The 24,633-nt window shown below is 48.0% G+C and carries 27 protein-coding genes, 1 other RNA gene and 2 pseudogenes; 9 read left to right on the forward strand and 21 right to left on the reverse strand.

Going from position 1 to position 24,633, the window contains the following annotated elements:
* Nucleotides 1-282: 282 nt before the first annotated feature.
* The 5 genes and pseudogenes from FAH67_RS11020 to FAH67_RS11045 all read right to left on the reverse strand — a co-directional run bounded on the left by FAH67_RS11020 (nt 283) and on the right by FAH67_RS11045 (nt 5,110).
* Nucleotides 283-1,134 (reverse strand): hypothetical protein, encoded by an 852-nt coding sequence (locus FAH67_RS11020; protein ID WP_003681577.1) that lies wholly within the window; start codon nt 1,132-1,134, stop codon nt 283-285.
* Nucleotides 1,135-1,327: 193 nt separating this feature from the next.
* On the reverse strand, nt 1,328-1,756 hold the full coding sequence (locus FAH67_RS11025) for a hypothetical protein (RefSeq protein ID WP_029609333.1): 429 nt from the start codon (nt 1,754-1,756) through the stop codon (nt 1,328-1,330).
* 338 nt (nt 1,757-2,094) lie between these two features.
* Nucleotides 2,095-3,036, reverse strand: a pseudogene (locus tag FAH67_RS12420) (RHS repeat domain-containing protein); the annotation flags it as partial.
* 192 nt (nt 3,037-3,228) lie between these two features.
* Complete coding sequence (locus FAH67_RS11040) at nt 3,229-3,720, reverse strand: SUKH-3 domain-containing protein (RefSeq protein WP_107863812.1); 492 nt, start codon at nt 3,718-3,720, stop codon at nt 3,229-3,231.
* A 16-nt stretch (nt 3,721-3,736) separates the two neighbouring features.
* Nucleotides 3,737-5,110 carry an RHS repeat-associated core domain-containing protein gene (locus FAH67_RS11045; protein WP_134982790.1) on the reverse strand — a complete coding sequence of 458 codons (1,374 nt, stop codon included), beginning with the start codon at nt 5,108-5,110 and terminating at the stop codon, nt 3,737-3,739.
* A gap of 144 nt (nt 5,111-5,254) precedes the next feature.
* Here FAH67_RS11045 and FAH67_RS12425 point away from each other — a divergent pair, with 144 nt between their 5' ends.
* The gene (locus FAH67_RS12425) at nt 5,255-5,755 is read left to right on the forward strand and encodes a hypothetical protein (protein WP_415881247.1); all 501 of its coding nucleotides are present in this window, start codon (nt 5,255-5,257) and stop codon (nt 5,753-5,755) included.
* Here the strand turns inward: FAH67_RS12425 and FAH67_RS11055 are convergent.
* The 3 genes from FAH67_RS11055 to FAH67_RS11065 are packed head-to-tail and all read right to left on the reverse strand — an operon-like array spanning nt 5,744 to nt 7,139.
* Entirely contained in the window at nt 5,744-6,325 is a 582-nt protein-coding gene (locus FAH67_RS11055; protein WP_167480504.1) for an Imm26 family immunity protein, read from the reverse strand. The genes FAH67_RS12425 and FAH67_RS11055 overlap by 12 nt on opposite strands.
* Nucleotides 6,326-6,374: 49 nt before the next feature.
* Nucleotides 6,375-6,623, reverse strand: coding sequence for a hypothetical protein (locus tag FAH67_RS11060; protein ID WP_003681553.1), 249 nt, complete (start codon nt 6,621-6,623; stop codon nt 6,375-6,377).
* A 21-nt stretch (nt 6,624-6,644) separates the two neighbouring features.
* On the reverse strand, nt 6,645-7,139 hold the full coding sequence (locus FAH67_RS11065) for a restriction endonuclease (RefSeq protein WP_003681551.1): 495 nt from the start codon (nt 7,137-7,139) through the stop codon (nt 6,645-6,647).
* A 290-nt stretch (nt 7,140-7,429) separates the two neighbouring features.
* On the opposite strand from FAH67_RS11065, the gene FAH67_RS11070 reads away from it, so the two are divergent.
* On the forward strand, nt 7,430-7,765 hold the full coding sequence (locus FAH67_RS11070; RefSeq protein WP_039864246.1) for a hypothetical protein: 336 nt from the start codon (nt 7,430-7,432) through the stop codon (nt 7,763-7,765).
* Between the two features lie 179 nt (nt 7,766-7,944).
* Here FAH67_RS11070 and dnaE read toward each other — a convergent pair whose 3' ends face one another.
* Entirely contained in the window at nt 7,945-11,379 is a 3,435-nt protein-coding gene (dnaE, locus tag FAH67_RS11075; RefSeq protein WP_003681548.1) for a DNA polymerase III subunit alpha, read from the reverse strand.
* Nucleotides 11,380-11,423: 44 nt separating this feature from the next.
* Nucleotides 11,424-11,582: pseudogene (locus FAH67_RS11945) on the reverse strand (IS5/IS1182 family transposase); the annotation flags it as partial.
* A gap of 67 nt (nt 11,583-11,649) precedes the next feature.
* Between FAH67_RS11945 and FAH67_RS11085 the strand changes: the two are divergent.
* Nucleotides 11,650-11,883, forward strand: coding sequence for an RNA-binding S4 domain-containing protein (locus FAH67_RS11085; RefSeq protein ID WP_002221492.1), 234 nt, complete (start codon nt 11,650-11,652; stop codon nt 11,881-11,883).
* Nucleotides 11,861-12,079 carry a hypothetical protein gene (locus FAH67_RS11090; protein ID WP_003681542.1) on the forward strand — a complete coding sequence of 73 codons (219 nt, stop codon included), beginning with the start codon at nt 11,861-11,863 and terminating at the stop codon, nt 12,077-12,079. The genes FAH67_RS11085 and FAH67_RS11090 overlap by 23 nt, the downstream gene beginning before the upstream one ends.
* 215 nt (nt 12,080-12,294) lie before the next feature.
* On the opposite strand, the gene yihA is transcribed toward FAH67_RS11090, so the two are convergent.
* On the reverse strand, nt 12,295-12,936 hold the full coding sequence (yihA, locus tag FAH67_RS11095; RefSeq protein WP_039864244.1) for a ribosome biogenesis GTP-binding protein YihA/YsxC: 642 nt from the start codon (nt 12,934-12,936) through the stop codon (nt 12,295-12,297).
* A gap of 215 nt (nt 12,937-13,151) precedes the next feature.
* Between yihA and FAH67_RS11100 the strand changes: the two genes are divergently transcribed.
* The 4 genes from FAH67_RS11100 to tsaD all read left to right on the forward strand — a co-directional run bounded on the left by FAH67_RS11100 (nt 13,152) and on the right by tsaD (nt 18,345).
* Nucleotides 13,152-13,775: a c-type cytochrome gene (locus tag FAH67_RS11100; protein WP_003681536.1), complete on the forward strand. Its 624-nt coding sequence runs from the start codon at nt 13,152-13,154 to the stop codon at nt 13,773-13,775.
* Nucleotides 13,776-14,042: 267 nt separating this feature from the next.
* Nucleotides 14,043-15,995, forward strand: a complete 1,953-nt coding sequence (locus FAH67_RS11105) for a cytochrome c biogenesis protein ResB (protein ID WP_003681532.1) — start codon at nt 14,043-14,045, stop codon at nt 15,993-15,995.
* Nucleotides 15,988-17,175 (forward strand): c-type cytochrome biogenesis protein CcsB, encoded by a 1,188-nt coding sequence (gene ccsB, locus FAH67_RS11110; RefSeq protein WP_003681529.1) that lies wholly within the window; start codon nt 15,988-15,990, stop codon nt 17,173-17,175. Before FAH67_RS11105 ends, ccsB begins: the two co-directional genes overlap by 8 nt.
* A gap of 99 nt (nt 17,176-17,274) precedes the next feature.
* A complete protein-coding gene (tsaD, locus tag FAH67_RS11115) occupies nt 17,275-18,345 on the forward strand; it encodes a tRNA (adenosine(37)-N6)-threonylcarbamoyltransferase complex transferase subunit TsaD (RefSeq protein ID WP_003681528.1) in 1,071 nt (356 codons plus the stop codon).
* A gap of 120 nt (nt 18,346-18,465) precedes the next feature.
* On the opposite strand, the gene FAH67_RS11120 is transcribed toward tsaD, so the two are convergent.
* Nucleotides 18,466-18,930, reverse strand: a complete 465-nt coding sequence (locus tag FAH67_RS11120) for an Lrp/AsnC family transcriptional regulator (RefSeq protein ID WP_003681526.1) — start codon at nt 18,928-18,930, stop codon at nt 18,466-18,468.
* 144 nt (nt 18,931-19,074) lie between these two features.
* On the opposite strand from FAH67_RS11120, the gene rarD reads away from it, so the two are divergent.
* Nucleotides 19,075-19,977, forward strand: a complete 903-nt coding sequence (gene rarD / locus FAH67_RS11125; protein WP_003681525.1) for an EamA family transporter RarD — start codon at nt 19,075-19,077, stop codon at nt 19,975-19,977.
* A gap of 93 nt (nt 19,978-20,070) precedes the next feature.
* On the opposite strand, the gene murU is transcribed toward rarD, so the two are convergent.
* The 9 genes from murU to FAH67_RS11170 form a co-directional block, all read right to left on the reverse strand.
* The gene (gene murU / locus FAH67_RS11130) at nt 20,071-20,766 is read right to left on the reverse strand and encodes an N-acetylmuramate alpha-1-phosphate uridylyltransferase MurU (protein ID WP_003681523.1); all 696 of its coding nucleotides are present in this window, start codon (nt 20,764-20,766) and stop codon (nt 20,071-20,073) included.
* 86 nt (nt 20,767-20,852) lie between these two features.
* Nucleotides 20,853-21,353, reverse strand: a complete 501-nt coding sequence (gene hpaC / locus FAH67_RS11135) for a 4-hydroxyphenylacetate 3-monooxygenase, reductase component (RefSeq protein WP_050772637.1) — start codon at nt 21,351-21,353, stop codon at nt 20,853-20,855.
* A gap of 10 nt (nt 21,354-21,363) precedes the next feature.
* On the reverse strand, nt 21,364-21,801 hold the full coding sequence (gene hpaR / locus FAH67_RS11140; protein WP_003681518.1) for a homoprotocatechuate degradation operon regulator HpaR: 438 nt from the start codon (nt 21,799-21,801) through the stop codon (nt 21,364-21,366).
* Nucleotides 21,802-22,141: 340 nt separating this feature from the next.
* Entirely contained in the window at nt 22,142-22,648 is a 507-nt protein-coding gene (locus tag FAH67_RS11145; RefSeq protein ID WP_039864240.1) for a protein disulfide oxidoreductase, read from the reverse strand.
* Nucleotides 22,649-22,735: 87 nt separating this feature from the next.
* Nucleotides 22,736-23,128: a 30S ribosomal protein S9 gene (gene rpsI / locus FAH67_RS11150; RefSeq protein WP_003681515.1), complete on the reverse strand. Its 393-nt coding sequence runs from the start codon at nt 23,126-23,128 to the stop codon at nt 22,736-22,738.
* A 12-nt stretch (nt 23,129-23,140) separates the two neighbouring features.
* A complete protein-coding gene (gene rplM, locus FAH67_RS11155; protein ID WP_003681513.1) occupies nt 23,141-23,572 on the reverse strand; it encodes a 50S ribosomal protein L13 in 432 nt (143 codons plus the stop codon).
* 178 nt (nt 23,573-23,750) lie between these two features.
* Nucleotides 23,751-23,931, reverse strand: a non-coding RNA gene (ssrS, locus tag FAH67_RS11160) — 6S RNA.
* Nucleotides 23,932-23,939: 8 nt separating this feature from the next.
* Nucleotides 23,940-24,242 (reverse strand): cell division protein ZapA, encoded by a 303-nt coding sequence (locus tag FAH67_RS11165; RefSeq protein ID WP_003681511.1) that lies wholly within the window; start codon nt 24,240-24,242, stop codon nt 23,940-23,942.
* Between the two features lie 11 nt (nt 24,243-24,253).
* Complete coding sequence (locus FAH67_RS11170) at nt 24,254-24,577, reverse strand: hypothetical protein (RefSeq protein ID WP_039864236.1); 324 nt, start codon at nt 24,575-24,577, stop codon at nt 24,254-24,256.
* Nucleotides 24,578-24,633: the final 56 nt, after the last annotated feature.

A 24,633-nucleotide genomic window follows, 5' to 3' on the forward strand; every position in this document is an offset into this window, starting at 1 on the left:
GCGACCAGTTGGTAAATGCCGCAGCCGGAATCGACTTCGGCGAACAGCAGCCGTGCACCGCCGTCGGGGGAGGCGATTTGGTAGAGGTCGTCTGAAAGTCGGTTTTCAGACGACCTCTATGTTAACTGCTAATAAGATTGTTAAAGAACAAATGGTTCAGACGACCTCAAAAAGTATTGAGGTCGTCTGAAAAACAGAAACCGCGTGCGTACGTACCGCACATACTCTACGTCAGAGCTGAAGGTTTTGTGCGGGCTACGGCTTGCTACGGCTTACTTGTGATTACCAGCTAGTAATAGGTCTATGCAAATTTACCCAAAATTTTAATAATGATTTTTCAAAAAAACGAAATTCGGACAGATCTTTTTCTACAACTAGACCTAATTCTTTGAAAAGATATTTAGATTTCGTTCTCTCAATAACATCATATTGACTTAATAACTTAGTAAGCCCTTTTTTTGATGATATATCTATTTCATTATAGTATATTGCAAGCTCTACTTTCTTATCATTGAAAATTGTAACCTCAGTTAACTTTTCATTATCAAACCTTAGTACAAAATTGTTTATCTCTATAATATTTTTTACCTTTGGGATTACATTGTTTGATATATCATATTTTCTTATAATATCTGATAGAGAACAATTTAATTCAAAATCGCCTATGCTCTTATAAGGAATAAATATTAATTTATCATGATTTAAAGTTGGGTTTTTAAGTTCACTTTTTTGAAAGTCTGAGTACTTTTTACCTTTATTATCATATAAATCTCTTATACTCTCATCGTAAATTAATATCTGCAGAAACAAATTATCCTTATAGTCAACATATAAAACTAAATTATATTTTGGAAAAATATAAAAATAATTTTCTTCATCCGAAACTTCTATTAGAGGATCCTCCTCTTCTAAGAATTTTTCAAGATTTAAAAAGTTAATAACTTTTCCATTTAAGCAAAATTCATCACAATTCCTCAAGGAAGATACAGTAATCAATTCTGAATCAGATTTTATCTTGTGTTTTCTATCAAACTCTAATGAATAATTAGGATTATTTAAAATAACATCATCAAAGTCAGCCTTTTTTTGACCCAATACAATTCCATCCAAAGAATTATTTAATATTTTCAACATTTTGTATATTTCCTTTTTAATCTACGACCTTCTGCCCTAGGTTCGTAGCTGTCTTGGTCGGCACTTTTAATCAGGTTACCTGCTTTGTCTTAGGCGTAGCGGCGGTTGAATACGGTGCAACAATCTATAAAAAAATGTTTCAGACGACCTTAATATCTTAGCCATCTGAAACACTTTGTCAAAGATATCAATACTATGATTTGCTAATAGTATCTATCCATTTATTTTCCAATAGCCATTTCTCAACGTCATATAAAAAATTAGGGTTAATTTTTTTAAGTATAGGAAATTGCTTTTCTTTTTTCTTTATGGTTTCAAAAAAATATCGATAAAACTCCTTGCCCAACATTTTTCTCTGTGCATTTATATCTTTTTTGATAGGTATAAAATCCTCCTCATAAACAACAATGTCAAACCCCAGTGCATTATAATTATCCTCTTTTGAATATCGAGATTTAGATTTCCAACCACTATCTTTTTCTAAACACCTAAAACATACTACCAAATCAAAAGGAAATTCAGTATATTTTTTTAAAATAGGCTGTAAACCATTCTCTATTTCACTATCTAACATACTAACTTTACTCCATTTTGGAGAATCACTTGTAGTCCGTATTTCCATATTCACCTCTTTATTTTATAAACAGAATAAAACTAATGCTTACATTTATTCCCTGCTGGTAGTTTGCCTCTTCTCTTAATATACTTAATAATTTTCAACCTTTCCCAACGTTGCATTACTTTTTTAGGTCCCTTCATGACTCTTATATATTTTAAATTATTTCTATCTAACCATTGTTGAGAATATCGGCGCTGAACACCATTAACAATATTTTTTGTCTCCCCAATTTTCCAAATATCTCCTTTTTTCAACCAAACCTTACCCACAGGCTCACGTTTACCCCATTCCATTACAGGATAAAAGCCATCTTTCCTTGCAACAAGATAATAAAGTTCTTTAAGTCCTAAAGGATCAATCCAACTCTGCGTATTGGGAGAAAATTGATAGAAATTTTCTCCTCCTACCAAACCTATCACATCTTGACTTACAAACCGTCCTGTTTCTGAATCGTAATAGCGGAAATAGTTATAGTGGAGTCCTGTTTCAGAATCATAATACTGGTTTTGCAATCTAAACGGCTGATGCGCATCCTTGTAAACCCGCTCGTCCTTTTTCAGACGGCCCCAAGCGGTATATTCGCCGTACCATAGGAGATTGCCGTGGATATCGGTCATCTCGCGCGGAATGCCGATTTGGTCGGTATGGAAATAGGCGAGGTATTGCGCTTCGTCTTGGTTGTTGTGGAAGACTTGGGCTAGGGGTTCGTAGCTGTCTTGGTCGGTGTAGATATAGGTGTAGCTGCCTTTGCAGGTGTACTCCTGAAGTAATCGTGTTCCGTCCCAGACGAAGTGGGTGCGTTTGGGGTCGGTGCTCGTCCGGGCGAGTTTGTCTTTTCTTTCCTTACTCAGTCTTCGCCCGAACGGGTCATAGGCATATTCCCAAATCTCGGTATTACCGGCGGGCTTTTTGATTTCGGCGCGGACGAGTCGGTTTTCTAAATCGTATTGGTAATATTGGTTTTCGCCATTGGGCAGCTGGCGGTAGATCAGGTTGCCCAGTGCGTCGTAGGTGTATTCGATGCCGTTGTATTCTTTGAGGCGGTTGCCGCTGCTAATGTTACTGCCTTTGCCCTTCCCTTCGGCTGTTTTGTCGGAAAGGATGTTGTGGGCGGGGTCGAAGGCGAAGGTTTCGCTGCGGCCGCTTTGGCTGTTGCGGGCTTCCTGAATCCGTCCGATTTTGTCGTAAACGTAATGAAGGACGCCGCTTCTTTGGTCGGCACTTTGGATCAGGTTGCCGGCTTTGTCGTAGGCGTAGAGGCCGTCTGAAAAACCAACTTTCAGACGGCCTCTATATCAACCAACGCATCAATCGGTAATGGGGTTGGATTGTTAAAGAACAAATGTTTCAGACGACCTCAAAGGGGTATCGAGGTCGTCTGAAAATTGAAAAAACCGCGTGCGTACTTTGAGGCACGCACCTTACCTGTGAATTTAGAAATTTATGCAGGCTACGGCTTGTTAAAATTTATATTACTAACTACTTAAAATTACATCATCTCCATCTAATACCTTTTCTAAACTTTCCCATATGGTATTGCCTTCGTAAAAAAGGATGAGATTGTCCAATATCCCGTAAATATGGCTTTTTTCATTAACTAAAAATTCCATAGGACCAGATGGCATTACTGAGATAGGAATTAAATGTTTAACATTTAATATCTGTTTATAATATTTTATTCTTTCCATTAAATAATCTTTTTTTTTCAGTTTTCCTAAAACAGAATTTAAGGAAAAATCCATTTCATAGCTGGCATCCCTACTTGGTATAGAATCATTGTCATATATTATTTTTCTACCTCCAAAAACTCTTAAAACTTCTTTAACGGAATCCGGAAGGTTAAATCCAAACTTTTCATACTTTTCTAATATTTCAAAATACTCAAAATCAGAAATAAAATATTCATTCTTATAACCTGACTGATGCAATACATCCATAACTCTTCTAGATAGATTAATTTTGGTCATAATAATTCCTTATTATCTAATGACATTTTCTTACTGTAACAGAGCAATTTTTACATGGTTTTCTACGCTTTCCTGTCCTAACATTAGCAGCGGCAACCTCAAAATCTCCCATCTTGGCGCTTGGTCTTGCTTTTAGTGCTTTATTTAAAGCATTAACTTCAGCACAATTAGTAGTAGACCATTTTTCCATACTAGTTTTAGGTAATGCTTTTTTTAACTCTGGATGTACAACATCATTAAGTTTTCCACTCTCTCCATAAAAAATTCTTCCTGTTTTTTTATCTATAACAACTGCCACTGTTGTCGGATGTTTACTTACAGGCTCTGTTTTGCTTATTTGTCTTGCATATTGTTTGGCATGGACTTTAGCAGACTTTAATAGCCCAAATAAATCAACCCATATAGCGGTATTTGGTCCAAACCAGTAGAGATTATCTTCCCCTAAAAGCCCAATCGGGTCCTGACTGATAAACCTACCGGTTTCAGGTTCGTAATAGCGGAAATAGTTATAGTGCAGCCCGGTTTCCCTATCGTAATACTGGTTTTGCAGTCTGAACGGCTGATGCGCGTGCTGATAGACACGCCCGTCCTTTTTCAGACGGCCCCAGGCGGTGTATTCGCCGTACCATAAGAGATTGCCGCGGATGTCGGTCATCTCGCGCGGTATGCCGATTTGGTCGTTGTGGAAATAGGCAAGGTATTGTGCTTCGTCTCGGTTGTTATGGAAGACTTGGGCTAAGGGTTCGTAGCTGTCTTGGTCGGTGTAGAGATAGGTGTAGCTGCCTTTGTAGGTGTACTCCTGAAGTAATCGTGTTCCGTCCCAGACGAAGTGGGTGCGTTTGGGGTCGGTGCTCGTCCAGGCGAGTTTGTCTTGGCGTTCTTTGGAAAGGCGTCTTCCGAACGGGTCGTAGGCATATTCCCAAATCTCGGTATTACCGGCGGGCTTTTTGATTTCGGCGCGGACGAGTTGGTTTTCTAAATCGTATCGGTAATATTGGTTTTCGCCGTTGGGCAGCTGGCGGTAGATCAGGTTGCCCAATGCGTCGTAGGTGTATTCGATGCCGTTGTATTCTTTGAGGCGGTTGCCGCTGCTAATGTTACTGCCTTTGCCCTTCCCTTCGGCTGTTTTGTCGGAAAGGATGTTGTGGGCGGGGTCGAAGGCGAAGGTTTCGCTGCGGCCGCTTTGGCTGTTGCGGGCTTCTAGAATGCGTCCGATTTTGTCGTAAACGTAATGGAGGACGCCGCTTCTTTGGTCGGCGCTTTGGATCAGGTTGCCGGCTTTGTCGTAGGCGTAGCGGCGGTTGACGGCGCCGCCGGCCAACGGGTTTTGTTTGCCGTGATGCGTTTGTGTGCCGCTGCGGACGGTACGCTGGCTTTTCAGACGACCCATGGGGTCGTAGTCGTACAGGCTGCTGATGCCGCCCTGCGTCCTTTGGATTTCGCGGTGCAGTTTGTCGCGTTCGATGTCGGTGATGACTTCGCCGTCTAGGCTGATTTGGTGCAGGTGTCCGCTGCCGTAGTACAGGTAATCGATATGGCGGCCGTCGGGCAGGATGGTGCGGATGCGGTTGCCCAGCGGGTCGTATTGATAGCCTACGGTGGCGCTTTGGCCGTTGTGGACGGTGGTTTCGCCGATGAGGCGGTCGAGTTCGTCGTAGGCGAGTTCGACGCTGCTGTGTCGGTTGCGGGCTTTGGTCAGGTTGCCGGTAATGGGGTCGTATTCGAAACGGGTGCGGCTGATGCCTTCGTCTTTGCTTTGTCCGTTGCGGCCGGAGACTTTGCGGCTTTGTTTTTCGATCAGTTGGCCGAGGTTGTTGCGTTTGAACCGGTGGATGTGCCAAGTCTCGGGTCGGTCTTTCAGACGGCCCCTATGTTAACCGTCAATAAGATTGTTAAAGAGCAAATGTTTCAGACGACCTCAAAGAACGGATGGAGGCCGTCTGAAAAGCGGAAACCGCGTGCGTACGTTCCGCGCACACCTAACATCAGAATTGAAGGTTTGTGTGGGGCTACGGCTTGCTTTTTACGCTTTTAAATTCCGGTGGTGAATTTTTTGAAATTCATCCGAAATAAAATCTCCAAATTCTGCAAATGATTCAATAGGTAAATTAAAGATTTCTGGTTTATAACGAATAAGCAGACTTAGGATATGATAATGACTTCTTGGTGTTTCACGTAATTCAATTCTTTCGAGTATTCTTTGTTTACCTTCCTTTTCATCTATTTTTTGTGCAATAGAAAAATCCGCATTGTGAGCTACTCCTAAAGCAGGATTAATGGAAGTAATTTCACTTGGGGTTGGATCTTGGTAATTGGGATCTTGAGCAATTACCCGCCAGTCTGACTCTAGCTTTGATTCAAATAAGGTATGACAGTCTAAAACGGTTTTGAATAGAATTGGGTAATTCCCAGCATTTTTATAATCAAATAGCTCAACTGGGCTTGAAGTAAACAAATCAAAAATCCCTACAGTGGCACCAAGCTTATTTTTAGCGATTATTCTACCGTAACCGAATAATTTATCAGCTATTTTAAAACAAAATAAATCACCATTCTTAAGATACCTATATAAAGTTTTGTTTTTTTCCCAATTAAATATTTTCATAATACTTTTCCTTCTCCATAGCATAGAGTGTTAAATTATCGGAAGATTTTTACAACCATTTTTGAGAATATGGTCTCTTCCAGCAACCATTGCTTTCTGTCTTAATGTTGCGGCTGAACACCAGAGAACGGCGTTTGTTTTCAATACTCAAATTCGGATGGCTGCGAAAATGCGCCGAGAGCAAGATGCTGCGCCCGGCAATGACGGCCACAATCATCACCACCGACATCAAAGCCGATTTGATGATTTCTTCACGGACAGGCAAAGCGTTTAGCCATTCCTGTATGGTGTTCCACATAATGCTGTTTCCTTTCCCTTTTTAGGCCGTCTGAAAACCCACGCGTTCAAAAATTTCTGCCGCACACGCTTCCGACACCGCAAACAAAGTTGCCACGCTGCCCAAAGCCCGTTGTGCTGCCACGCTCAAATCATCGCGGCACACTTCGCCCAGCCACTCAACCGGCCGCACCAGCGACATTTTTTCATCGTCCCATTGCGGACAATGCACAGCGCCGCCCGTAATCCTGCCGACCCGATAACGGCGCAAGGCAGGCGAGTAGGTCAGTACGGCATCTCCATCAGCCAATTCGTTGACAAACCGCCACATTTGAGCCGCGCCCGATTGCGCCGTTCTCAACTTTACATCCGGCACGGCCGAACGGTAAATATCCGTCAGTTCCTCACGGCCAAAACCCTTTGCCGCCGCTTCTGCCAGCATGGGCCAAGCCAGCGCCGCCACACCGCGCTCGAAAAATACGTCATAAAGCGCACCTTGTGTGCTGCGAACCATATAAAGTCTGGCTTGTTTTCCCATTGCAGTACCTGTTTGTTTGAAGAATCCATCCCTTTGTTTCCATGTTACCCGTTACGGCTGAAAAATTCGATATTTTGCATTGTCGGAAGGGTTTGAAGTTCTCGCTGAAAATAAATGAATTATAAATGAAAGGCCGTCTGAAAAAATAAAATAGGCTGAAATATTAACAGATGATATATCGTAACAATATATTAATAACTGTAAAATTTTTTATGTTTATATCAAAAAAAGATAAGATAAAAGAATCAATCGAGAAAGATTGCTATTCACTGAACATTAGGAGAGAAAAAATGACCTGCAAAACCCACGAACATCATGACCATGTCCACGGCGCAAACTGCGGCCACACTGCCATCAAACACGAAGGCCACGTCGATTATCTGCACGACGGCCACCTGCACCATGAGCACAACGGCCACTACGACGAGCATGCATTGAGCGTCAATGAAACCAACCCTGACGGCTGTCATCCGGTTGACACCTGCCACGGCCACGTTCACAGCGAAGGTTGCGGCCACGAAACCGTACCGCACGGCGATCACGTTGACTACATCGTCAACGGCCGTCTGCACCACCAACACGGCGATCACTGCGACGACCACGGCCCGGTTGAAATCGTTAAATAAAACTGTTTTTCAGACGGCCTTTAATATGGGGCTTCTATAGAAAAAGGGGGTGTATTTTCACCCCCTTTGTTGTGGGCTACCTTTCCCTATTGGCCAAAGGCTTTGTGCAATAAACTTTTCAGATAACCGCTCTATACAATAAGGCCGTCTGAACGTGTAGTTTCAGACGGCCTTTAATTTTACCAATTCACACGAACAGCCCTGCTGCCGAGCAATGTTTCCAGTTCGTCAAACAAGGCAGTGCTTGGCGTTACCATCCATTTTGGCGCAATTTTCAATTTGCCTGATGCTTTGCCGTTGCTGTACGACAGTTGCAGTGGGATGTGCGACGTGTCGGGCAGGCGGTGGGTAGTGAGGATGGTAGCGAGGCGTTCGATGTCGTGGCCAGGTGCGAGGGCGAGGCTGAGGCTGCGGGCGTAGCGTTCGCGCGCCATTTGCAGAGTCATGACTTGGTTTGCTATGATGCGCAGTCCGTCGCCACCGCCGTAGTCGTCGCGGCTGACTTTGGATTCGATAATCAGCACTTGGTCGGATTTGAGGTAGTCGGCACAGTTTTCCAGTGTGTGGCCGCTGACCATGATTTCAATCTGTCCGCTCAAATCTTCGAGGCTGACGAAAGCGATTTTGCCGCGTTTGCCCATCATGGTGCGCACGGCGGTCACGAATCCGGCGAGGCGCACGCTGTCTTGCGGTTTCAGACGGCCTAATTTGGTCGGGGCGATTTGGCGGACTTCTTGGGCATACGGGCCGAACGGATGGCCGGAGAGGTAGAAGCCGATGACAGTTTTTTCTTCGGCGAGTTTTTCCGACTCGCTCCACATGGGCGTGTCGACGAGCCGCACCGGTTCGATAGCGTCTTCCATCATGTCGAAAAGTCCGCCCTGATTGGCGTTGGCTGCTTTTTGGTCGGCGTTGTTCATGGCTAGGTCGATGTTCGCCAAGAGCATGGCGCGGTTGGGTTCGATGCTGTCGAACGCGCCGCCGCGTATCAGGGCTTCGAGGGTGCGGCGGTTCATGTGTTCTTTGCCGACGCGCTCGCAGAAGTCCAAGAGGCCCGTAAACTTGCCGCCGCTTTGCCGCGCGGCGGTGATGGATTCGACGGCGGCTTCGCCCGTGCCTTTAATCGCACCGAGTGCGTAGCGGATTTTCATGTTCGGATACGGCGTGAAGCAGTAGTCGGATTCGTTGATGTCGGGCGGCAGGAACTCGATGCCGTTGGCGCGGCAGTCGTCATAGAAATGTTTGAGCTGGTCGGTGTTGTCCAATTCAGACGACATGGTTGCCGCCATAAATTCGGCGGGATAATGGGCTTTGAGCCATGCGGTCTGATAGGAAATCAGGGCGTAGGCGGCGGCGTGGGATTTGTTGAAACCGTAGCCGGCGAATTTTTCCATGTAGTTGAAGATTTCGTCGGATTTTTCGCGAGAAATACCTTGTTTTGCCGCACCTTCGGCGAAGATTTCTCGGTGTTTCACCATTTCTTCGGGTTTTTTCTTACCCATGGCGCGGCGCAACAAGTCTGCGCCGCCGAGCGAGTAACCGCCGATAATCTGCGCCGCCTGCATCACTTGTTCCTGATACACCATAATCCCGTAGGTCGGCGCGAGGATGCCTTCCAGCAGCGGGTGGATGTATTGGAATTCCTGACCCTTCATACGCGCGACGAAGTCGGGGATGTTGTCCATCGGGCCTGGGCGGTAGAGCGATACGAAGGCAATCAGTTCTTCAAACTTGGTGGTGTGCGCCGTTTTCAGCATTTTTTTCATGCCGGTCGACTCGAACTGGAAGACGGCGGTGGTGTTCGCATCGCGGAAGATTTGATAGGCGGCCTGGTCGTCGAGAGGAATTTTGCCGACATCGATGATGTCGCCGGTGGTGTTTTTGATGTTGTCCTGCGCCATTTCGATAATGGTCAGGTTGCGTAGGCCCAAAAAGTCGAATTTCACCAAACCCACGTCTTCCACGTCGCCCTTGTCGTACATGGATACGGGCGAGGCGGATTCGTCCGCCTGATACACGGGGCTGTAATCGGAAATCTTGCCCGGCGCAATCAACACGCCGCCTGCGTGCATACCCAAACCGCGCGTCAGGTCTTCCAGCTTTTTCGCCAGCGTAATCAGTTCGTCCGCTTCTTCCGCTTCGATTAATTCCTGAATCTGCGGCTCCGCCTTCATCGCGTCGTCCAAACCCAAAGGTTTGTTGGCTTCCAACGGAATCAGCTTGGACAGTTTGTCGCACAGCATAAACGGCAGTTCCAGCACACGCCCCACGTCGCGGATGACCGCTTTGGACGACATCGTGCCGAAGGTAACAATCTGGCTGACCGCCTCCGCGCCGTATTTCTCGCGCACATACTCAATCACGCGCCCCCGGTTGGATTGGCAAAAGTCCACGTCGAAGTCGGGCATAGAAACGCGTTCGGGGTTTAGGAAACGCTCGAACAGCAGCGCGTATTTGAGCGGATCAAGGTCGGTAATCTTCAGCGAATACGCCACCAGCGAGCCCGCGCCCGAACCGCGCCCCGGCCCCACCGGACAGCCGTGCGTTTTCGCCCAGTTGATAAAGTCTTGTACGATAAGGAAATAGCCGGGGAATTTCATCTGGATGATGATGTTTAACTCAAAATCCAGCCGTTTTTGATATTCCGGCATTTTTACCGCACGCTCCGCCTCGTCGGGATAAAGCTGAACCATGCGTTCCTGCAAGCCCTCATTGGAGAGTTTGATGAGATAGTCATCGAGTGATAAACCGTCCGGCGTGGGGAAGAGCGGCAGGAAGTTTTTGCCCAATGTGATGTGCAGGTTGCAGCGTTTGGCAATTTCTACCGTGTTTTCCAAGGCCTCGGGTAAATCGGCGAAACGTTCGGCCATCGTTTCCGGCGGAATGAAAAACTGGCCCGGCGTGAAATCGCACGGACGTTTTTTGTCCGTCAATACCCAGCCGCCCGCGATGCACACCCTCGCCTCGTGCGCGTTGAAATCGTCGCGGCTCATAAACTGCGTCGGATGCGTCGCCACTACCGGTAAGCCCAATTCTTCCGCCAGTTTCACGCTGCCCGAAACGCAAGCCTCCCATTCGGGACGCTCGGGCAGGCGTTGCAACTCCAGATAAAACGCATCGGGAAACCACGCCGCATATTTCAACGCCGCCGCCCGCGCCGCGTCTTCGTTGCCGTTCAACAGATTCATGCCCACTTCGCCGTAATGCGCGCCGCTCAAACAAATCAAGCCACTGTTGTCGCCGTTTTCCAGCCATTCGGGATTGAGTTCCGCATGATGGACATTGCGGTCTTTGCCGACATAAGCCGCCGTCAGAAGCTCGCTCAAGCGCAGATAGCCCGCATCGTTGCGGATAATCAGCATGGCGCGAAACGGCTTGTCGGGCGCATTCGGATTGCCTATCCATACGTCCGCCGCGCCGATGGGTTTAATCCCTGCGCCGCGGCAGGTTTTATAGAATTTCACCAAACCGAATTCGTTCATCAAATCGCTGATGCCCAAAGCAGGCAAACCGTATTCCTGCGCTTTGGCAATCAGTTTTTTAATCCGCACCATACCGTCGGTAATCGAAAACTCGGTATGCAGGCGCAGGGGGATGTAGGTCGGCTCGGTCATGGCAAAATCGGCGTGGACAATAAAAGGCGTATTGTAGCAGGGTTGGCAGCTAAAGGCCGTCTGAAAACTAAATGTAATGAGGTTGGATAAAGCAAATATAGTGGATTAACTTTAAACCAGTACGGCGTTGCCTCGCCTTGTCGTACTATCTGTACTGTCTGCGGCTTCGTCGCCTTGTCCTGATTTAAATTTAATCCACTATAAAACAGAAGGGGGCTTTCTTTCAGACGGCCATGTTAAAATATCGCCCTTATTGAAAAGGATTGAATGATGGAAGCAACCGTCTATCTTGAAGACAACGAATACATCGCTTTATGCGACCTGTTAAAACTCGCCGGACTTGCCGAAAGCGGTGGACAGGCAAAAGCATTTATCGCCGAAGGGCTGGTGTTACGCAACGGCGAAACCGAAACCCGTAAAACCGCCAAAATACGCGGCGGCGAAGTGATTGAATTTGACGGCGCACGCTTGGAAATAGCCGATGGATACGATCCTGAAGAATAAAGCCGAAGCCATCTTGGGCGAGCCGCTTTTAGACGAACCTATCCGCCCCGAGTCGTGGGAATGTTGTGGCAGCGAGTGCGGCGATGCCTGTATTCAGACAATGTATTGGGCGGAAAAAGCACGCTATGATGCGCAACAGCGGAAATTGAAAGAAGCTGGTTGGACTGATGGTGAAGATGAGACAAAGGCCGTCTGAAAAAGGTTTAGTTGAATAAAACCATGCTTTTTAAGAATTTTCACTGATACGTCGTTGTTTTTAGTTTGCGACAAGAAAATAAAAAAACGCAATAAAAAAAGGGTATGCGTATACATACCCTTTGAAAGTAAGATAGAAAACGGCATTATTGAAAAACAAATGACGGAATAAGATTTGCGGTTGGTCAACTCATCTCATTTCGCCTTGTTTTACAATCACTCAGGTGGTGTTTCGCCCGCAAGATTCTCGATTTCTTCGCGATGCGCGTCAAACCATGAACCGACCACTTGATTGACTTCGTCCATACCTTGCTTTTTCAGGCTGGAAAACAGTTGAACGCTGATTTTTTGGCGCTCGGTGTAGGGTTTCAGTGATTTTTTTACCGCCGCCAAAGTTTTAATCTGGTCGTTTTTAGACAGCTTGTCTGCTTTTGACAGCAGGATATGCACAGGGCGGCCGGTAATGTGGAAGAAGTCCAGCATTTGAATGTCTAAAGCCTTGAGCGGATGGCGCGAGTCCATAATCAAAATCAGGCCGATCAATTGGCGACGTTGTTGCAGGTAGTCGCCCAAGAGTTTGACCCAGTGCGCACGGATGGCTTCCGGTACTTGCGCGTAGCCGTAGCCGGGCAAGTCGACCATGAAATTGCCGTTTTCCAGTTCAAAGAAATTGATGTGTTGGGTGCGGCCCGGTGTTTTGGAAACATAGGCAAGGCGCACATGATTGGTTAAGGTATTGATGGCACTGGATTTGCCGGCATTGCTTCGGCCGACAAAGGCAATCTCGGCCGGCGTGTCGGGCAGGTCTTTCAGATGGTTGACCGTTGTAAAAAATTTGGCGTTTTGAAAAAGGTTCATCAGTATTTCCTTGCATGGAAACAAAACTGCAACATCATAATTTGTATCGGGCATTTATGTTGCAGCAGTTTGGTAATTTGAGTAGTAATTTAATGTAAACTTGGTATAGAATAGCACGTTTATAGAATTATCGGTTTTAATCGGGAAAATTCCCCGGTATTTGAGTATAAAAAAGGCATTGACGCGGTACGCAATGCTGTAATCAGGAGCACTCCATGAAACGATTGACTTTATTGGCCTTGGTATTGGCTGCCGGTGCGGTTTCCGCTGCCCCTAAAGCAGATGCTGAAAAAGGCAAACAGGTAGCGACTACTATCTGTGCGGCGTGTCACGCAGCCGATGGTAACAGCGGTATCGCAACTTATCCTAAGCTGGCAGGTCAGGCTGCGGCCTACATCTACGGTCAAACCATGGCCATCAAAGACGGTACCCGTGCCCACGGTGCTGCCGGCGTGATGAAACCGATGGTGATGAACTTGTCCGAACAAGACATCCGCGACGCTGCCGCCTACTATGCCAAACAACAAGGCAAACCGGGCGAAGCCAATCCTAAAGAAAACCCAGAGCTGGGCGCGAAAATCTATCGTGGCGGCCTGAGCGCTAAAAAACTGCCGGCATGTATGTCTTGCCACGGTCCTAGCGGCGCAGGTATCCCTGGCGGCGGTACTGAAATCCAAGCCTATCCTCGTCTGGGCGGCCAACACAAAGCTTACGTTGTCGAGCAAATGAAAGCTTACCAATCCGGCCAACGCAAAAACGCCATCATGGCCGATATTGCCAACCGCCTGAGCGAAGAAGAGTTGAACGCAGTAGCCAACTTCATCCAAGGTTTGCACTAATTTCGTTTTGAAACGAGCTTATTGATATAGGCCGTCTGAAAACTCTTCAGACGGCCTTAACCAATATAGGCCGATAGGCCTGATTGGTTTTTTCAAATAGCGACAGCAAGATTTTGACTACAATATGCAGTATTCTTCCTTTCGCATCACACGTCATTGCAGTCCGTTCCATCGATCGGGTTGCCCTAAGCCGACATTTGAGACATGAGTAAATCTTCATCATCCGTCCCACTTATCCGTAGACCATGGTTTGCCTTTTTCAGCTCCATGCGTTTTGCCGTCGCCCTGCTCAGCCTGTTGGGCGTGGCTTCGATTATCGGTACGGTCTTGCAGCAAAACCAGCCACAAGTCGATTATTTGGTGAAATTCGGCCCGTTTTGGTCGCAGATTTTTGGCTTTTTGGGTCTGTACGACGTGTACGCCTCGGCGTGGTTCGTTGTCATCATGATGTTTTTGGTGATTTCCACCGGATTGTGCCTGATTCGTAATGTTCCGCCGTTTTTGCGCGAGATTCGTTCGTTCCGTGAAAACGCGAAGGAAAAATCGCTGGCGGCAATGCGCCATTCCATTGTTTTAGACGGACAGGTGACGCCCGAAGTCGCGCAACGGTATTTGGAAGTGCAGGGCTACGGCTGCAAAACCGTTACGCGTGAAGACGGTTCGGTTTTGGTAGCGGCGAAAAAAGGCGCGATGAACAAATGGGGCTATATCTTTGCCCATGCCGCGCTGATTGTGATTTGTTTGGGCGGTTTGATAGACAGCAATATCCTGCTGAAAATCGGTATGCTCACCGGTCAAGTCGTGCCGGACAATACTGCGGTTTACGCCAAAGACTTTAAGCCAGAAAGCGTGTTGGGTGAATCCAACCTGTCGTTTAGGGGCAACGTCAATATTGCGGAAGGGCAGAGCGCGGACGTGGTGTTTCTGAATGCGGATAACGGCATGCTGGTGCAAGACCTGCCGTTTTCGGTCAAATTGAAGAAATTCCATATCGACTTTTACGATACCGGTATGCCGCGCGATTTTGCCAGCGACTTGGAAGTAACGGACAAGGCAACCGGCAAAGTCAGCGAACACACCATCCGCGTCAACCACCCTTTGACGTTGCACGGTATTACGGTTTATCAGGCAAGTTTTGCCGACGGCGGCTCGGACTTGACGTTTAAAGCGTGGAATCTGGCTGATGCCGACCGTACTCCGGTCAAGCTCAAAGCGACTTCCATGCGCGAGTTTCCGCTGGATTTGGGCAAGACCTCTTATAAACTGGAATTTGACCAGTTTACTTCGATGAACGTCGAAGACATGAGCGAGCCGTCTGAAAAAGAGCAAAACCTGAAATCCGCCCTCAACGATGTTCGCTCCGTCCGTCAAGAAGGCAAAAAATACACCAACATCGGCCCGTCTATCGTTTACCGCATCCGCGACAAAGCAGGGCAGGCGGTCGAATATAAAAACTATATGTTGCCGGTAAAACAAGATGAAGACTATTTCTTCATTACCGGCACACGCAGCGGCTTGGCACAGCAATACCGCTGGTTGCGCATTCCGATGGATAAAAACGGCCAAATCGACACCTTTATGGCTTTGCGCCAATATCTGAAAGACGATGCGGCACGCCGTAAAACCGTTGCCAATGCTGTTAAAGGTGCGCCTGCCGAAATCCGTGAACAATTCATGGCGGCGGCGGAAAACACTTTGTCGATTTTTGCCAAAGGCGGCTATTTGGCTTTGGACGAATTTGTTACCACCAACATTCCGAAAGAGCAGCAGGAAAAAATGCAGGGCTATTTCTATGAAATGCTCTATGGCGTGATGAATGCCGCTTTGGAAGATACGATCAGCACATACAATCTGCCGGCTTGGCCGCAAGATGAAAAACGCAACCGCTTCCTGCTGCACGCAATGGATGCTTACACCGGTCTGACCGAATATCCCGCGCCGATGCTGCTGCAACTGGAAAGTTTTACCGAAGTGCGCTCTTCCGGCCTGCAGATGACCCGCTCGCCGGGCGCATTCTTGGTGTATTTGGGTTCGGTATTGCTGGTGTTGGGTACGGTGTTTATGTTCTATATTCGTGAAAAACGTGCTTGGCTGCTGTTTTCAGACGGCCGTATCCGTTTTGCCATGTCTTCCAGCCGCAACGAACGCGACTTGCAGAAAGAATTTCCGCAACACACACGGCAATTGCAGCAGCTTGCCAAGGATTTGAACCATGAATAACAAACATCAGGCCTTGCCCGAGCATGAGCTTCTGACACACAAATCATTTATCCGAAACCTCAACCTTTTCGACTGGGCATTTGCGCTGCTGATTGCAGTCGGTGCGTTTATTGCCCAAACCCAGGCCGGTCTGCATATGGACATCTACGAAATGGTAATTTTGTGGGTGAGTGCCGGTATTGCCGTTTTTCTGGGTTGGTTTTTCAAACCGATGCGCTGGTTTATCCCTTTGGGCGTGTGCTTGGCGTATTTGGCCGTTGATTTGTATGGCGGCGACATCAAACGCGCAGACGGCTTCCTGCTCAAATACCTGTTAAGCAGCCAGTCGGCGATTATGTGGCAATGCGCGTTTGTGTTCTTCGCCTTGTTTGCCTATATCGTCGGCGCGATAGCGGCGGTGCGCAAAAATGTGCCGTCCAATACGCTTTTGGGCATGGGTACCGTGTTTGCGTGGGTTTCCGCGATGGCGGGCTTTGTCGGTTTGCTGGTGCGTTGGCATGAAAGTTATCTGCTGCGTCCCGATGCCGGCCATATTCCGGTTTCCAACCTTTACGAAGTATTCATCTTGTTCTTGGTCATTACGGCGCTGATGTATCTCTATTACGAAGGCCGTTTTGCCGTACAAAAACTGGGCGGCTTCGTCTTCAGCTTTATGGCGATTGTGGTCGGATTTGTCTTGTGGTACAGCGTTTCTCGCGAGGCGCATACCATTCAGCCGCTGATTCCTGCTTTGCAGTCTTGGTGGATGAAAATCCACGTTCCGGCCAACTTTATCGGCTACGGCGCATTCTGTATCGCCGCCATGCTGGGTATTGCCGAACTGCTGGCACTCAGAAAAGAAGATGCAGGCAAAAAATCATGGCTGCCGCACTCGCAAGTTATTGAAGAAGTCATGTACAAAGCGATTGCTGTCGGTTTCCTGTTCTTTACGATTGCCACCATTCTCGGCGCATTGTGGGCGGCCGATGCGTGGGGACGCTATTGGAGCTGGGACCCGAAAGAGACTTGGGCATTCATCGTTTGGCTGAATTACGCTGTCTGGTTGCATTTGCGGCTGGTGGTAGGCTGGCGCGGCAGGGTGTTGGCTTGGTGGGCGGTCATCGGCCTGATCATTACTGCCTTTGCCTTTATCGGCGTGAATATGTTCTTGAGCGGCCTGCATTCTTACGGCACTTTGTAAGCAGCCTATCTCACACTTTATTTCAGACGGCCTTTTTCCGTTTTCGGAGAAAACGCCGTCTGAATCGTTTTTAATCATTTTTTCAGACGGCCTCAAACCATGTTGGTATTAGGAATTGAATCATCTTGCGACGAAACCGGCGTTGCGCTCTACGATACCGAGCGCGGCCTGTTGGCGCATCATTTGCACACACAAATGGCGATGCACGCCGAATACGGCGGCGTTGTCCCCGAATTGGCCAGTCGCGACCATATCCGCCGTGTCGTGCCGTTGACGCAAGGTTGCTTGAAGGAAGCAGGCGTAGGCTATGCCGATATTGACGCGGTTGCCTTTACGCAAGGCCCGGGTTTGGGCGGCGCATTGCTGGCCGGTTCAGGCTTTGCCAACGCCTTGGCATTTGCCATCGGCAAGCCCGTTATCCCCATTCACCATCTTGAAGGCCATTTGCTCTCGCCTTTGTTGGCAGACGACAAGCCCGAATTTCCATTTGTTGCTTTGCTGGTGTCGGGCGGACATACGCAATTTATGGCTGTACGCGGTATCGGCGATTACACCTTGCTGGGTGAAAGTGTGGACGATGCGGCAGGCGAGGCGTTTGATAAAACGGCCAAGCTTTTAGGTTTGCCTTATCCCGGCGGTGCCAAATTGTCCGAGCTGGCCAAACTCGGCACGCCTGATGCCTTCACATTCCCACGTCCCATGCTCCATTCGCACGATTTGCAGATGAGCTTTTCCGGTTTGAAAACCGCTGTTTTGACCGCTGTCGAAAAAGTCCGTGCCGAAACCGGCAGCGATGAAATTCCGGAACAAACGCGCAACGACATTTGCCGCGCTTTCCAAGATGCGGTGGTTGATGTATTGGCGGCCAAAGCCAAAAAAGCGTTGTTGGATACCGGCTTCAGAACGTTGGTGGTTGCCGGCGGTGTGGGAGCAAACTGGAAACTGCGTGATGAATTTTCGCGCTTAACCGTCAAAATGCCGTCTGAAAAAGGCAAACCCAAGCCGCAGGAAGAAAAAATCAATGTCTATTTCCCGCCGATGGCATACTGTACCGACAACGGCGCAATGATTGCCTTTGCCGGTGCGATGCGTCTTGCCGAGCGTCAGGCTGTCGGCGCATTCAATGTCAAACCGCGCTGGCCGCTGTCTGATATTGTGAAGCAGGGCTGATGTATTAGACTACTTCGATGCAATGAAAGGCCGTCTGAAAACCTGAAAATATGGTTTTCAGACGGCCTTTGACTAAATGGATTTATGTTGTGAAGTCTTTTTGCAAGCAAAGACGAGCAGTTATCCTGGAATTTCGATTTTGGTTTCCGTCTTGGCGAAATTCATTACAAATTGGCTTTTGAAATTGCGCACCCTGTTGACGGACGTAAGCACGCGGCGCGTGAAGGCGTGATAGGCAGGCATATCGGTGCAATGCACCAACAGCAAGAAATCATAATTACCGGAAATTTCATAACATCCGACAACTTGCGGTTCGCGCTGCATACTGCGTTCAAATGCCTCTTGCACATCGTGGTACTGGCGGTCAAGGTCAACTTGGACAAAGACGCTGATGTTCAAGCCGACTGCCTGCGGCGAGACGATGGCGGCTTGGCGGATGATGACGCCTTGTTCGGTCAGGTTTTTGATGCGCCGCTGGCAAGTGGCAATCGACGAATGCACTTGTGCGGCCAGTTCTTTCAGCGGAATGTCTGCGCGTGTTTGGAGAATGTTGAGGATATTGCGGTCGAGTTTGTCCAGTTCCATTTCAGACGGCCTTTGAATGTAATATTTTTTGATTTTTTAATCATAATAGAAAAATTATCTTTATGATATAAAAAAATATGAGAAATTTTTTCACACATTTTCTTTACAATATCAATATTGATTTATTGGGGAAGGCCGTCTGAAATGACGAATTTATCCAAAGGTTTGCTGGCGTCCATAACGTCCAATGTGTTGTTTGCCATGCTGTTTCTGTACGGCGTATGGATGCAGCCGATGGGCGGCACGGAAATTTTCGCGTGGCGTATGGTGGCGATGTTGTCGGCTTTATGCGTACTGATGACGATGGTCAACGGTTGGCAGGCGGCAGCGCGGTTTGCGAGCAATATCGGTCGCGATTGGAAGCGGTGGTTGTTGATTGTATTGCCGACGCCGATATTTGCCAGCCAGTTGTGGCTGTTTGTCTGGGGGCCGGTCAACGGCGAGGGCGTAAACGTGGCGATGGGTTATTTCCTGTTTCCTTTGGCGATGATGCTGGGTGGACGGATTTGGTTTAAAGAGCGTTTAAACCGATTGCAGACGGTTGCCGTTGCATTGGCATGTGCAGGCGTGGCATGTGAATTGGTACGGTCGGGTGCGTTTTCGTGGACGACTGTATGGGTGTTCGGTACTTATCCGTTTTATTATCTGCTGCGCCGAAAACTGGGCGTGCCTTCGTTAATCGGTCTAACCTTTGATTTAATGATGATTACGCCGTTTGCGTTGGCGTATATTTTGCTGGCAACGGATACGCCGGCGATGATTGCGGCCAAACCGGTTTTAATCTTCTTTATCGTGTTGCTGGGCTTCAATAGCGCAATATCCATGCATTTAAATTTAAAGGCAAATCAGTTACTTCCGGTTGCAGTGTTCGGTATGTTGAGCTATTTGGAACCTGTGTTGCTCTTTATCGTGTCGATTGTGTGGCTGGGCGAGCCGGTACAAAAAGGCGCATTGATCGGCTATGGCCTGATTTGGTCGGGATTGTGCGTGATGATAGCCAATGGCTTGTTGGGAATGAAGAAAGAAAAGAAATTGGCCAAAGCTTGATGATAGATTAAGGCCGTCTGAAAAATGGGTTGAACAATATTTTCAGACGGCCTTTGATATTGAAAGGGACGTATTGGATACGTCCCTTTTGTTTTACCAGCTTTGGGCGATACGGTCGGCTTCTTGCAGGCGTTCGACTGTGCCGACGTCCAACCAAAGGCCGTTGTGGTGTTCGCCGCTGATTTGGTTTTGGCTCATGGCCTGACGCAACAGAGGGGCAAGTTTGGCAGCCTGATGCGCCGGGGTATCTTTGAAAAGCGTGGGATGATAAACGCCCACGCCGCTGAAAGTCAGGGCTTGACCGTCTGCGGATGAGGCGGATACCAGGCCGTCTGAAAGCAGGCCGAAGTCGCCTTCGGGATGGTGTGGCGGATTGTCCACCAGCCACAAATGGGCGAGAAGGTTGTGTTCCTGCATACGCTGGGCAGCCAGTCGTGCAGCTTGGAAATCAATGTCGGTCAATACGTCGCCATTGACGACCAAAAACGGTTCGTCGCCCAAAAGAGGCAGGGCGGTGGCAATGCCACCGGCGGTTTCCAGGCCTCCGGCGCGCTCGGGAGAATAGGCAATACGCACGCTGTAGTCTGAACCGTCTTTCAAGGTATCTTCGATTTGTTGTCCAAGCCAGGCATGGTTGATGACGATTTCAGTGAATCCGGCCTGCTGCAGGCGGCGCAAGTGCCAGCCGATAAGCGGCGTGCCTGCTACTTCGAGTAAGGGTTTGGGCGTGTGGTAGGTCAGGGGGCGCATGCGTTCGCCGCGACCGGCGGCCAGTATCATTGCTTTCATGGGTGTGCCTATAATGTGTGAAACAGAAAAGGTCTCAGGCCGTCTGAAAAATGAAACTGATGTTTCAGACGGCCTGAGACCTTTATTTATGCCAAAGATTTGAATTGCCTACGGAAATACAGCAATGCCGGTGCTTGCGTGTCGGTATTGCAGATTTCGTTGAGCTGAACGAAAAAGACGCAATGCGTGCCGATTTCTCGTTGATCGACAATGCTGCCGTGCAGGTGCGCCAGCGCGCCTTCGACTTCGAGCTGCCCGGTTTGCCCCCTGTGCCAAATATGGTATTCGAAGCGTTCTTCGGGCGAGAGGTCGGTCAGTCCGGCAAAGTGTTCGGCGACATCCTGCTGGCTGTCGTTGAGTGTGTTGATGCACAAATCACGGTTGCCTTGCAGGATGGGAATGATGGCGGATTGGCGGTTGATGCACAGCATGACCGTCGGCGGCTCGTCGGTAACGGCAGTTACGGCAGTCATAGTAATGCCATAGCGTCCCGTTTCGCCGTCTGTCGTGATAACGTGTACGCCGGCGGCACAGGAGGCCATGGCATCTCGAAATGGTCTCTTGAGTGTGTGTGTTGAGTCTGTCATCCGGCTTTCTTTATTTTAATGCCTGTTCGATTTTTGCCAGCTCTGCCAAGAGTTCTTTGAGTTGTGCCATTTTTTCTTTGGATAGAACTTTTTCAATCGCATCGTAGCGTTCATCAACCAATGCGCCGGTGGATTCATAGAGTTTCTCACCTTCGGGCGTCAGTTTCAGGTAAACACGGCGTTGGTCGTTGGAAGGCTTCAGGCGGACGGCCAAACCTGCTTTTTCCAAGCGGGTCAGAATGCCGGTCAGGCTGGGGCGAAGGATGCAGGCCTGATTGGCCAAATCTTGAAAGTCGAGTGTGCCGTTTTCCGCTAAGAGCCGGATGATACGCCATTGCTGGTCAGTAATATTGGCTTGGTTCAGAATAGGGCGGAATTGGGTCATCAATGCTTCCCGCGCCTGAATCAGACCGATATTGATAGATGCATGTTTAGATTGGTTGGGCATTACTAAGTCTCCGGTGTTATCAAAAATCAAACCGTTGAAGCGTGAGGTAGATTGATAAAGGCGAATATTGCTGTTTTAAGGCTGCCGTCGGCAGCCGGGTCTATGGGAACAAAAGCATCACTGCCACAATATTAGATGAAGATCTCTAACAGTTTGTTTTGATAATAATGTTTCCAATTGTTCTTATGGTTATATCTTAGTCTATTTTCTTTATAATCTCAACAAAATCATATGTTATTGGGAAAGAGATAGTTTATTTATTTATGAAATCGAATTGGTTGAATATATTCAGGTGAAATTATTCTTTGGATTTTCTATTTTTATTGGATTTTCAATGAATTTAGCTGAAGATATTTGCCAAGTAAATTCTGATTTTTAAGCCGATATAACTGGAAAGTCCGGATGTGTGATGAATCATTTTGCCATCTTTTAATATGATAATGGTTGGTGTGACGGCTATATTCCATTTTTGAGCCATCAGGCCGTCTGAATCGTTGAAGTTTGGAAAGGATAGATTGTTTTGTTGCATATGGTGGGCAATGTCCGCGTCGCTTCCGGAGCGCAAGGCTACACCCAGTGTTGGGATATTGTCTTGGTGCAGCTTTTCTATGGTGGACGATGTGTATGAACAAATACGACACCAGCTGCCCCAAAAATAAACGACGGCAACCCGATTTTGGCTGAAGGATTGGAGGGAAGTGGTTTGTCCATCAGTTAAAGTGATGGTTTGTGCTGCTGATTGTAAGGGTTGGTCAGGCTTGCGCACCCGGTCGACAATCAGGGATAAGAAGATGAAGATAATCACAGCCTGAAGCAATGATTTGGCGTAGTGGAGTAGGGTTTTCATCATATATTGCGTGGATATTGGATTATTGTTTTATAAATGAAAAAAGCCTCGCAGAGCAAGGCTTTTTGATTCGATTCTGAAAACGTATTAACGTTTGGAGAATTGTTTTGCGCGACGTGCTTTGCGCAAACCAGGTTTTTTACGTTCAACTTCACGAGCATCGCGAGTAACGAAGCCTGCTTGAGACAGAGCTGGTTTCAGGGCTGCGTCGAAGTCGATCAGGGCGCGGGTAATGCCGTGACGGATAGCTCCGGATTGACCGGTTTCGCCACCACCGGTTACGTTAACTTTAATGTCGAAAGATTCGGCATTTTCAGTCAGAACCAGAGGTTGACGTACAACCATGCGGCTGGTTTCACGTGCGAAGAATTCATCAACGGGGCGGCCGTTTACGATGATTTGGCCGGTACCTTTAGTCAAGAATACACGAGCCACTGAACTTTTGCGGCGGCCTGTGCCGTAGTAGTATTTACCGTTCATGTCGTGTCCTTATTATTTCAGTTCCAAAACTTTAGGTTGTTGTGCAGCGTGGCCGTGTTCGACGCCGGCGTACACTTTCAGTTTTTTGATCATGGCGTAGCCCAGAGGACCTTTAGGCAACATGCCTTTTACGGCTTGTTCCAAAGCGCGGCCTGGGAATTGCTCTTGCATTTCGCGGAAAGTACGCTCGTAGATGCCGCCTGGGAAACCAGAGTGACGGAAGTATTTTTTGTCTTCGAATTTAGCACCGGTCACGCGCAGTTTGTCTGCGTTGATGACGATGATGTAGTCGCCGGTATCAACGTGAGGGGTGTATTCGGGTTTGTGTTTGCCGCGCAGACGGTGTGCGACTTCGGCTGCGACACGACCCAGAACTTTGTCTTCTGCGTCAATGACGAACCATTCGCGCTTCACCTCGTGGGGTTTTGCAGAGAAGGTTTTCATGGTTGGAATCCAGATATATATAGAAAGTTATGGATTTTAAAGAGGAGATTGGCTTTTGTCAATCTTAATTGAGTGGGTTTGATGCATGAATATGCGGTTTTTTCAGACGGCCGGAAATCTTTACGAAAGTCTTTACTTAGAAAGGGGAAAGCCACACCTGTCGGTATGGCTTTTTTAGGGAATCCCCACGAGTGCCGTTTAGGCTGAATCCGCTTGAACCTTGCTGACAAGGCGGTCGCCTCGGGTAGTTTCGGGTGCGTCCGATAAACGGACGCTCGCGCCCACTACGGCTCCCGGCAACCTAAAGCGAACGTATTGGTTCAAAGGAATGTATGCCTTCGCGAACACCGCAGGGAAAAGGGGGAAATCAGTTTTGTTCCAGGCGTGCCAGTGCTTTTTGGCACGCGTTGTTCATGTCGGTTATTTTACGCTCAAATTCACCGATTGCCAAATCGTCGTTGAGGGTGGTTTTCAAGAGGTCATGTACGACGTTGAGGGCTGCCATGACGACGATTTTGTCCGTGCCGACGATGCGGCCGCTTTCTTTAATCGCGTCGCTTTTTTTGTTGAGCATTTCAACGGCTTGCAGGAGGGTGGCTTTTTCTTCACTCGGCGTGTTGATGGTGAAGTTGACATTCATGATGTCGAGATTGACTTGTTCGATACTCACGGGGCATCCTTTTATTGTTGTGTTTCTTGGGGCAATCGGGCAATGAGGCTGCGGATTTGGTCTGCACTTTGGGCCAGCGCGTTGCGGTAGTTTTCTTTTTCGGCAGTCAGGTTGTCAATTTTGCTTTGCAGGTCTTCTTTGAGTTTGCCGACTTGAACCAGCAAGGCTTCGCTGAGTTCGTCAATGGCTGCGTCGTGTTGGTGTTTTTGTTGCTCTTGCTCGAGTTTGAGTCTGTCGATTTCTTCGTTGAGGCGGCGGTTTTCTGAAACCAGCGTTTCAAATTTTTGGACAAGTTGGTAAACGTTGATTTCCAGATTGTTCAGTGATTGGTTCATGTGTCTCCCTTCAGACGGCCTTATGGCCGTCATATTGTGCGTCAGGCCGTCTGAAT

The organism is Neisseria flavescens (genome assembly GCF_005221285.1).
GTDB classification, from domain to species: Bacteria; Pseudomonadota; Gammaproteobacteria; order Burkholderiales; family Neisseriaceae; genus Neisseria; species Neisseria flavescens.